The organism is Streptomyces sp. NPDC004658, assembly GCF_040609555.1.
Classification (GTDB): Bacteria; Actinomycetota; Actinomycetes; order Streptomycetales; family Streptomycetaceae; genus Streptomyces.
The window spans coordinates 1-2,617 of the sequence record NZ_JBEXKG010000353.1 but is presented as its reverse complement, the minus strand read 5'-3'; the positions used below and the strand labels follow the sequence as shown (position 1 = coordinate 2,617).

Sequence of the window (2,617 nt, the reverse complement as noted above, 5' to 3'; positions counted from 1 at the left end):
GGCCCGTCCGTGCCCCGTTCGAACCGGTCCGATGGCGAGTGCTGCTCGTGATGCTGTTCCGTCACGGCCCCTGCCGCTGGGGGCGGCGGCGCAGCGGGTCCTCGTCCGGGTCCAGGTACTGGATCTGCGTCTGCTCGTTGCGGTCGCGGGCGGCCCGCAGCTGGGTCTGCCAGGGATGCGGCTGCTCGCCCTGCCCCTGCTGCCCCTGCTGGCCGTACTGGCCCTGCTGGCCGTACTGCCCCTGCTGTCCCTGCGGGACGGGCGGCAGGACCGCCGTCGGGTCCGCCGCTCCCGTGTTCGGGAGCACCGCGGTGGGGTCGGCGGCGCCGGCCGGACCGCCGGTGTGCGGCAGCACGCTGGTGGCGGCGTTCGGGTCGTACGCGCCCTGCGGCGCGTTGGTCGGCAGCACCTGGGTGGGGTCGGCGGCACCGGGCACGCCCGGGACGGCGGCCGGGGCCGGGTCGGGGGCGAGCAGCGCGCCGACGCCCTCGGCGGCGGCGATCTGCGCGGCGTTCGCGTGCACCCCGACGCCCTCGGCGACGACCCGCAGCCCGCGCGCGAGGTTCTCGGCACTCGGCCGCTCGTCCGGGTTCTTGCGCAGGCAGCGCTCTATGACCGTCCACAGCGGCTCGGGGACGGTGGAGGGGCGGCGCGGCTCGGCGCTCAGGTGCTGGTGCAGGACCTCCAGCGCGGAGCCGCCGGAGAACGGCGGACGGCCGGTGACCAGCTCGTACAGCAGGATGCCGGCGCCGTAGACGTCGACGGCGGAGGTCTGCGGGCGGCCCTCGGCGGACTCCGGCGCGACATAGGCGGGCGTGCCGACGAACTCGTGGGTGCGGGTGAGGCCCGGGGAGTCGGCGAGGCGGGCGATGCCGAAGTCGGTCAGCATCGGGTGCATCTGGCCGCCGTGCTGCATGAGCAGCACGTTGGCGGGCTTCAGGTCGCGGTGGACGACGCCGTCGGCGTGGCTCGCGGCGAGCGCGTCGGCGATCTGGGCGGTCAGCAGGGCCGCGGCGACCGGGGTGAAGGGGCCGTTCTCGCGCAGGTAGCGGTGCAGGTCGGGGCCGTCGACGAGGTCCATGACCAGCGCCAGCAGATCGCCCTCGACGACGAGGTCGCGGACCCGGACGATGTTCGGGTGGGTGAGCCGGAGCAGCACGGAGCGCTCGCGCAGGAAGCGCATCACGATGTCCGGGTCGCTCGCCAGCTCCTCCTTCAGGACCTTGATCGCGACCGTCTCTCCCGGCTGTCCGGGCACGGCCGCCTCGGCGCCCGCGGTCTCGCGCTGGCGGGCACGCCAGACGGTGCCTGTGGCGCCGCGTCCGAGCGGTTCCTCAAGCAGGTACTTGCTGCCGACTGGCCGCACGTCTCGCGCTCCCTGCTGGTTGCTGTTGCTTGCTTGCCTGCGTTCCGGTGTTCCGGTGTTCCGACCCACTGTAGTGCCGTGCTCCACGGCACCGCGTGCGCGCTCCCGAGCACGTTCGCGGGGCTCGACGGAAAGACGCGCGTCCCCGTCCGCTGGTTGCCGGGGCCGGACGTGACCGATCTCAACTGATCGCCCGGGACGTACTGGTCAGGCATTTTTGGGGGCACAGCCGACCAATCAAGATCACTTCTGCCCGGGTCACGGGCGCGTTGTCGGTGGCAGGTGCGAGGATGCGTGCAGCAGCTCGCCGGGATGCCGCGGTGGCTGCTGGCCGACGTGCTCGTGTGGGGGTGGGGGGAAGTCCGCGCCCGCGCAGATCCGCGCAGAAGGGACCGCTGACGCCGATGCAGATCCGGCTGACCGTCGTAGACCCGCTCGGCCCGTCCCCGCAGCGGGGCCGCGCCGCGAGCCGCGACGTGCTGGTCACGGCTCCCGCGGGCACGGAGCTGGCCGCGGTCGCGTCGGCGCTGGCCGGGGCGGTCACCGGAGAGGGCGGCACGGGCCGGGAGACCGGCGGCGGGTCCGTGGTGCTGTACGCGGGCACCGAGCGGCTCGACCCGCGCCGCAGCACCCTCGGCGAGCCTCCGCTGGTCGACGGCGCCGTCCTGTCCCTGGGCGCCCCGGCGGCGCCCGAACCGCACCCCGAACTGGACGACGCGCCGACCCAGCTGCACGTGGTCGCCGGCCCCGACGCGGGCGGGGTCCACCTGCTGCACGGCGGCCGGATCACGGTCGGCCGCTCCGCCGACGCCGACGTCCCCCTGGACGACCCCGACGTCTCCCGTCTGCACTGCGAGGTCACCGTCGGCACGGACGGCCGGATCACGGTCGCCGACCTCGGCTCCACGAACGGCACGTCCCTGGACGGCGTACGGGTGACGGAGCGGCCGGTGCGGGTCCCCGCCGGGGTCCTGCTGCGCATCGGCGAGTCCGCCCTGCGGGTGACGCCGTCCGGGGGACCGGGGATGCGGGTGCGGACGGTCGCCGACGGGGAGGGCTGCGTACGGGTCGCCGCCGGCGGGGAGCGGGAGCCGTCCGGTGCGGGTCCGCTGGACGCCGGTTCCGCTGTCCCGCCCGCGCGGGACGCGGTGCCGGGCGGCCCTGGCCGGGGGCAGTCGCCGTCGGCGGGCGCTTGTTCGTCGATCTGCACGGCGAAGACCTCCCGCCCGCTGTCCTTGATCCGCGCTCGGT

The 2,617-nt window shown here is 75.4% G+C and carries 1 protein-coding gene and 1 pseudogene; one reads left to right on the top strand and one right to left on the bottom strand.

Annotated features, from left to right (window positions below; translation table 11 throughout):
* Positions 1-70 precede the first annotated feature (70 nt).
* Positions 71-1,366: pseudogene (locus tag ABZV94_RS41195) on the bottom strand (serine/threonine-protein kinase); the annotation flags it as partial.
* A 404-nt stretch (positions 1,367-1,770) separates the two neighbouring features.
* Here ABZV94_RS41195 and ABZV94_RS41190 point away from each other — a divergent pair.
* On the top strand, positions 1,771-2,617 hold an 847-nt coding region (locus tag ABZV94_RS41190; RefSeq protein ID WP_356350185.1), incomplete at its 3' end, for an FHA domain-containing protein.